Annotated in this window: 4 protein-coding genes and 2 pseudogenes; 2 read left to right on the top strand and 4 right to left on the bottom strand. The window is 44.8% G+C overall.

What is annotated here, in order from left to right:
- Positions 1-1,508: 1,508 nt before the first annotated feature.
- Entirely contained in the window at positions 1,509-2,531 is a 1,023-nt protein-coding gene (locus tag FTV43_RS14195) for a hypothetical protein (protein ID WP_247166083.1), read from the top strand.
- Between the two features lie 14 nt (positions 2,532-2,545).
- Here the strand turns inward: FTV43_RS14195 and repC (FTV43_RS16060) are convergent.
- From repC (FTV43_RS16060) to repC (FTV43_RS16275), 3 genes and pseudogenes are all read right to left on the bottom strand, one after another.
- A pseudogene (gene repC, locus FTV43_RS16060) lies at positions 2,546-2,860 on the bottom strand (replication protein C, IncQ-type); the annotation flags it as partial.
- Between the two features lie 33 nt (positions 2,861-2,893).
- Positions 2,894-4,306 (bottom strand): MFS transporter, encoded by a 1,413-nt coding sequence (locus FTV43_RS14185; protein ID WP_199792616.1) that lies wholly within the window; start codon positions 4,304-4,306, stop codon positions 2,894-2,896.
- A 310-nt stretch (positions 4,307-4,616) separates the two neighbouring features.
- Positions 4,617-4,694: pseudogene (gene repC, locus FTV43_RS16275) on the bottom strand (replication protein C, IncQ-type); the annotation flags it as partial.
- A gap of 5 nt (positions 4,695-4,699) precedes the next feature.
- Between repC (FTV43_RS16275) and FTV43_RS14175 the strand changes: the two are divergent.
- Entirely contained in the window at positions 4,700-4,906 is a 207-nt protein-coding gene (locus FTV43_RS14175; RefSeq protein WP_179991696.1) for a hypothetical protein, read from the top strand.
- A 3-nt stretch (positions 4,907-4,909) separates the two neighbouring features.
- Here the strand turns inward: FTV43_RS14175 and FTV43_RS14170 are convergent, their stop codons facing one another.
- Positions 4,910-5,863: a replication initiation protein gene (locus FTV43_RS14170; RefSeq protein WP_179991697.1), complete on the bottom strand. Its 954-nt coding sequence runs from the start codon at positions 5,861-5,863 to the stop codon at positions 4,910-4,912.
- Positions 5,864-6,676: the final 813 nt, after the last annotated feature.

The following is a 6,676-nucleotide window of genomic DNA, read 5'->3' as shown; positions in this document are numbered from 1 at the left end:
TCACCTCGTTTAGTTGTTTTGCCGCAACCGAGGGAGTCATATCTCACTTTCGTAGAGTTCACGTTGTTTGTCGAGTAGAACATGGGTAGGCAAATACCCAAGTCATTATCACAATACGTCGTTCTTTATACTAAAGAATGGAAAAAACTCATCTTAACGAGGACTCCCGCTAATTTTTCTAAATTAGTTAAATATTCAATTAGTTAGAATTGAAACTATGAAAAAAATCATGCAGTACACAAGACTATGCTGCCGTATTTTCTTTTCTTTCATTAACGTTTGCTTAGTCCTGACTTAGATCGGGAGACCAATCCCGACCTATCAGAACAAACAATGGCGACCAAACCATTTTTAGCTATGTTTCGCTTTTTTAGATAACAACATAAAACCGACTCGGATTTTCGACAACACTACTCCCTTTACCACCCTTAGCAGCCACGCCACTGGTGAGTTCGCAATGTTTAATACAGCATCGACTTCGTTATTTTCATAACTTATACGACCTACTCATCCTCTCTCCCTCTCCATGCCTTGCCGTGACAACTCAATGTCTAAGCATGGAGATTCCCAAGTTATTTCTAACGATCTTAGCAATTGAACGCCAATGCTCTTTTGTCTGTCAGTGCTTCCATTTTCCCCACCACGCGGTTCCTTAGATTTGGTGGATATGACTTTGAGACAAAATCTGAGCGTATGGCTCTTAATCTACACGTGTCTCCGGTTTATGCTTCCGGATGTATACTGTTTAAGCTATCCGTTGACCCACTTTGCTTGAGATGATCTCACTCAGTGGTGCCGCTGCTTCCAGATTTCTCCTCAGCTAGCCTGTAACATTGCTGTTACCTCAAACGCCATCAGTTGTGCCAATGAGCTGCGCTTCCCTCTTAGAGTGCATTTGCCGCAACACATTGCCGTTATTAGTGACCCTTAACATCCTGTCAGGGTCTCACGGTAATCGTTAAAACAGGGTTTCAATACAAAAAAAATTGTATCTAGTCAGGCTATATCTAACCTCACGACCACTTCACAATCATTCGATTGTTTATAGGCTCCCGTGTCCTTGTCGCCCAACCCCGTTTACAACGGATTGGATCGAAAAGGAGTATTACAACTCCCTAGCGCCCATCAGATCGTACCGAACGGGATTTCTCCAGTAGTACGCTCAATCGGTCAACTCAAAATGGCTAGTTCTGAATTGTGCGCTATCTAAAAAAACATGGCTTTAAGCAGGCTGTTGCCTGCTCAAAATCGCTAAAACGAAAATGGTCAGGCAGTTGGTCAGACTGCTTTAAGTCAATGAATATTGCGACTATAAACCAAGCAAAAACAGATGTAAATTCCGTCACCTAGGAACCACTTGATTGCACGATGACAAATTGTGTCAATTAAGTCCGACCAATGCCTTTGGCATTGGTAAAAAATCAAAATCGTTGAAAGCATTATAAAATATAGCTTTTAGTTAGAATAAATATTGCTTGATTACATAGGACTTTTTAGAATATTGTTTGATGACAATTGAACAAATATTGCTTGGTAACAATAAAATGATTCATTACAGCCCGAACAGTCGTTATACAGCGCAAAAAATTGTAGATAAAGTTGCAAACGGTGCGTATTTCTATAGTCACTTTACTATTGAATCTGATAACACGATGTTTGCAGATAAAATCCAAAAACTCATAAAAAAACTCAGCCAAAAATATTCTTTAGATTTAAGCCCACGACAAAGGACTTATCGTTTAAATAAAAAAAATGAGCCTATTGCGGATTTAATTATTCAAAAGCGTTATGACCAAGATATATGGGAATTTTGGCTGTTTGTGACAACTCCAAAAAGCAATGAATACAACACTCTTAAAAGCGAGGGGCAATTAAAGAAAATAGTCAAACAGCGAATATCAGAAGTTGAAACAACGTGGAATCGAGAAGAAGAACAAGAACAAATTTCATTGATTCAGACATATTTTAATGACCATGAAAAATTCAAATTTGTTTTACAAAAGCCCTTTTTAAAAGTTGCGTTTGGAAATGGGAAAAATGTTGAACTGGTGCGCCTTTCACACTCAAAAAAGAAATCAAAGAATTATCCTGATACGGAGAAAAGTGCAAAAAACTATACATGGACTTGGCGATTTGATGAGCCTAGCGTGCAGCTGATTAAAAAAAGCTATGTTGAAATTATAAATACACTTATTTCAAATAATGACAAAAGCGTTGGCATGTCTAAGTTGCAGTCATTTTATGATGATCTGAAATTTTACGGAGTCTTCAAAGGGAATCGGCACCAGATCGGACGATTGTTTGTTGATGCGGTCAGTTATCACTTCAAAAAAACAGGGAAAAACTTTAGAAAAATGGACTACTACATTCCTTTAGAGCTGAATTACCTGCCCCGAATTAAGAATTATGCAGATGATTTTATTCAGTATGTTTTCTTAAGAAGGATTTATGAGAGTGTTCAAATCAATTTGAATAAAGACGATGTAAATCAAGACACTTACACCGAACTATTTAACAAATATTTGGTTTAATAACAGGACTTAATAGGCAACGCCTCGCGCACCCGCTGGCGGCGCTTGCGCATGGTCGAACCACTGGCCTCTGACGGCCAGACATAGCCGCACAAGGTATCTATGGAAGCCTTGCCGGTTTTGCCGGGGTCGATCCAGCCACACAGCCGCTGGTGCAGCAGGCGGGCGGTTTCGCTGTCCAGCGCCCGCACCTCCACCTTGACGCAGTCATACGCCACCGGACCGAGAGGGCGGTGAATGGTCGCGGTGCGCGCAACAAAGGGCGCGCCCCGCGACCACCGGTCGGGGCTGACTGACGAGTCGCCGGGCGTCGCCACGGAGCACCTCATCGGGAACTTCGGGATCGGGTTACGACGGCACGCTCATGTCCTCGTCTGTTGTTCCTGCGTCACGATTACGATTCGTTGGACAATGGCGGTCGCAAGGCAGAGGCCGATGATCGCGAGGCCGCTACTTAGCACATAGGGTGATACACCGTGAAGGGCCGACGCGAAGCCCAGGCCCACGTAGACCGTGACACCTGCGGATCCACCGAGCTGGTCTGCGGCTCGCTGTACGCCGGATGCGACTCCGGCATCATCGTCGGTGACCTCGGTCACGGCCGCGTACTGCAATCCAACGAGGCCGAAACCCATTCCTGCGGCGATGAAGAGCATCGCGGGGGTTAGTAGCCAAGCGGGGGCTTCGAGCTGCGCGGCTGCCGCGATCACGATCATGCCTGCCCCTGCGGAACTCAGTCCCACGACGATGCAAGCACGCGCTCCCCAGCGCCCCAAGAGGCGAGGTACGACGGTCACGGCGACGACTAGTGCCACCGCAAGTGGCAGGAGCAGCAATCCGGATTCCAGCGGAGAGAGACCGAGTCCATCCTGTAGATAGAACGTGAACAGCAGAAAGGACGTTGAGAGCGCCGCGCTCAACAGTGCAGTCGCAAGATTTGCTCGCACTCGTGTCCGGTTGCGGAAGAAGGTCAGCGGAACCAGTGGGTTTGCGGCTCGGCGTTCCACCTTGACGAACAATGCAGCGGCGGCTGCCGCTCCCACCAGGGCAGCGATTGATGACCAGGGCACATCCCCATTGCTGTCCCCGGCCTCCACCACTCCGAAAGCGAACAGCAGCGGTGCGCTCGTCAGCAGAATCGATCCGAGAATATCCAACGGTGCGCGCTCCTGTGATCGGTCTCGAGGTAGCAGGGCGACAGAAGCGATCAGCACGAACAGGACGAACGGAACGGCGATGAGGAAGATCCATCGCCAACCGAGATACTCGGTGATGATTCCCGAGAGCACGAACCCCAGCACAAGACCGCAGCTCGCAACCGCAGCCCAGACGCTCAGGGCGCGGGTGCGCGCCCGCCCTTCGGGAAACAACAGGACGATGGTCGCCATCGCAGCGGGCAGGGCGAGGGCTTCCCCTACACCCTGCAACAACCTTGCACCGACGAGTAGCGGAAAGGTCTCCGCGAGGCCCGCCATCAGCGAGGCCGCTCCGAAGATCGCGGTTCCGATGAGCAGAAGGCGGCGGCGGCCGAAGACGTCTCCCAGACGTCCACCAAGCATCAACAGACCACCGCCTGTGATGGTGTAACCAACGACGACCCATGTCAGGCCGCGCGCATCAACGCCCAGATCGTTGCCGATAGAGGGCAGCGCCACGTTGACCACGGTGACGTCGACGGCGATGAGGAATTGCAGGATGGACAGACAAACAAGGACTGCCCAGGAACGAGCGACCGATACTTGCGCAGGCCGCGATGAAGAGGTGCTAAAAGACACAGAGAACTCCGTTGCTCGAATGAAGATCGTGCATGAGTATCATACGGATGCTCGGGTCGAAAGGGAATCCCCAGGCGAGTAACCTGTTTGCGGTGATCCATTAGCTGCAGGAGCAGAAGAGCATACATCTGGAAGCAAAGCCAGGAAAGCGGCCTATGGAGCTGTGCGGCAGCGCTCAGTAGGCAATTTTTCAAAATATTGTTAAGCCTTTTCTGAGCATGGTATTTTTCATGGTATTACCAATTAGCAGGAAAATAAGCCATTGAATATAAAAGATAAAAATGTCTTGTTTACAATAGAGTGGGGGGGGTCAGCCTGCCGCCTTGGGCCGGGTGATGTCGTACTTGCCCGCCGCGAACTCGGTTACCGTCCAGCCCAGCGCGACCACTTAATATGAATATTGCAACCTTAAAAACTGCTGAAATATTTAAAAAACTCCCTCATTTATTTAAGTCTAAGTTTATATTTTTTTTCCTAGGCTTTTGGTTGATGCTAACAGCATTTCACTATGTCGATATTGTACCTAGTGATGATTATTTAATAATCTCAAAAGCCTTGGGAATACTTGCTTTGATCACCTATTTTTTTGAAAGAAAATAGGTATTACCCTTTGAAATCAGTATGTTTACGCAATGCTGTAAATATCCGTTTTGCAGTTTCTTCACGTACTGATTTTGGGTCTCTCAAAATACCGGCAATAAACAGAGTAAAAGCATCGTATGTCGGGAATGTAGAAAGGTCAGATATGTCACTTACACGACTTAAAATAGCACTATATTTGCTGATTTGAGCATCTGTTAAATCGCAGAACATATCTATTGTGTTCGGGTCCCGAGCTTGTGTCGTTAGAGTTTTAGGTTTTGGTTTCTCTTTTACAGTGAACTTAAAGCCGACTACAGAACGCCCCTGCTTTATATTCTCATAGCTGAGGTTAATATCCGTATTTTGATTAATTTCATCTAATGAGGGTTTAATTACCCTTTTTTTTAAATTACTTAAATCTTGATACGACTCAGGTAAGCCAAGCTGTTCAAAAAGATCATTAAGGCTGATTTGAAAACCGCCCATCACCTGATGTTTCTTAGCTAAGTGATAGATGTCTAGTGAGTAGTCTTTCCGGAGCCGTAATACAACCTCTTTTTTATATTTTGTATAAGGATTTAAAGCATCAAACTCCCTAAGAAGAAGAAGGACTTCATCAGTAAAGTAGAGTTCTGAACCCCCTTGCCCTACTTTATAAACAACCTTGTTCAACCATCTTATTTTCACCCGATCCCCATTTTGTGCTGTATATCCGAAAAATCGGGTAAAAAGACGCTCTGACGCTGTTTCTAGTGCTGTGTATGCGGTTGAAAGATCGACATTACACTCACGTGAAAATTCATGAGATGAGATAAAAATAGGTTCATTACTTGATATTTGTGTTGTTCTAGCAAGCGGCGTAGACATGATAAAAAGACGTTTTTCATCAAGGCTCATTCCACGAAAGCATTCAGCAACTCGGTTTTGTAAGACAACCCAATCTTTCGGATAATGTTTCTTTAGATCTACAGCCATATAAACAGCTCAAAAATAATAAATCGGTTTGTTTTTATACTAAGTACATTGTTTGAGTCAATACTTTTTTACAAATTAAAGTACATACATAGGTTTGTACTTTAATACTTGGCGTTTGTACTTTTTAAACTTGGCGTTTGTACTTTTTAAACAGTGTTTAACTTGGCGTTTGTACTTTAATACTTGGCGTTTGTACTTTTTTAAAGTTTGAAAGCCATGTTACACGTGGCTTTGAGGGGGGGCTAAAAGTATTTAAAAGCTTCTTAAAAGAATAAAAAGGAGCAGGGGAGTGAAAAACAGCCCTATGGCACTCGCTTCGCTCGTGGCATTTTGACCTCGTTTCACTCGGTCTTGGGGGCTGTTTTTTGGTGACTGCTTTCGAGGATTCAAAAAAGCAAAAGCGGCTATGAATTCGCTTCGCTCATAGAGCTTTTTTGCTCGCTTCGCTCGGTCTAGGTGCAAATACCAGCATTTGATTTAATTCCTTTTGTCTTTTTTATTTTTTTAAAGCAGTTTTTCAGAGGGTCGAGGCTCAACTTTTCTTTGTGTCACTCGTAGACACTCGTTAAATATACCGTTTAAATGCAAAAAATAAGGGTTTTTAGCTACTTTAGGTGTTTTTTTGATATTACCTACATGAAGTAAATTAAAGTGCCTTAGAAAGCAAAATAGAGAGATTTAGGAACTCACCTCGTTTAGTTGTTTTGCCGCAACCGAGGGAGTCATATCTCACTTTCGTAGAGTTCACGTTGTTTGTCGAGTAGAACATGGGTAGGCAAATACCCAAGTCATTATCACAATACGTCGTTCTTT

It is taken from the genome of Acinetobacter sp. YH16053, from assembly GCF_013417035.1.
Classification (GTDB): domain Bacteria; phylum Pseudomonadota; class Gammaproteobacteria; order Pseudomonadales; family Moraxellaceae; genus Acinetobacter; species Acinetobacter towneri.
The sequence above is the reverse complement of the archived record's forward strand: the minus strand, read 5'-3'. Positions and strand labels throughout refer to the sequence as shown.